Source organism: Chryseobacterium sp. 22532, assembly GCF_052044665.1.
In the GTDB taxonomy this organism is placed as follows: domain Bacteria; phylum Bacteroidota; class Bacteroidia; order Flavobacteriales; family Weeksellaceae; genus Chryseobacterium; species Chryseobacterium lathyri.
Genome location: NZ_JBQENJ010000025.1, coordinates 1 through 340, shown reverse-complemented (window position 1 = coordinate 340; position 340 = coordinate 1). Strand labels below are relative to the sequence as shown.

The window sequence follows — 340 nt, the reverse complement described above, 5'->3', positions numbered from 1 at the left end:
TTCTTGGACTTTCTGCCCAGGAAGTATTATGGCAGAAAGACATCAAATCCTCTACACAGGATTTTCTAAGCCAGGTGACCACAACAATAGATCAACAGTATCTGATCACGGGAAGCTCAATTCAATCCAGCCCTTCAATAGGCTCAGGGACCTCAAGTCAAAAGCAGAATAACGGCTACGATTTCCATCTGGTAAAGCTTAACCAACAAGGTGAAGCAGCCTGGGAGAAATACATTTCAGGAAATAATCACGACTATCTTTCCGCAACCGTTGCTACACAAGATGGTGGATTTTTGATTTCTGGTACCTCATATTCAGGAAAGGGTCTGGATAAAAAAGA

The 340-nt window shown here is 42.4% G+C and carries 1 pseudogene; it reads left to right on the top strand.

Annotation, left to right across the window (positions count from 1 at the left end):
• Positions 1-340: pseudogene (locus ACTJIV_RS20335) on the top strand (T9SS type A sorting domain-containing protein); the annotation flags it as partial.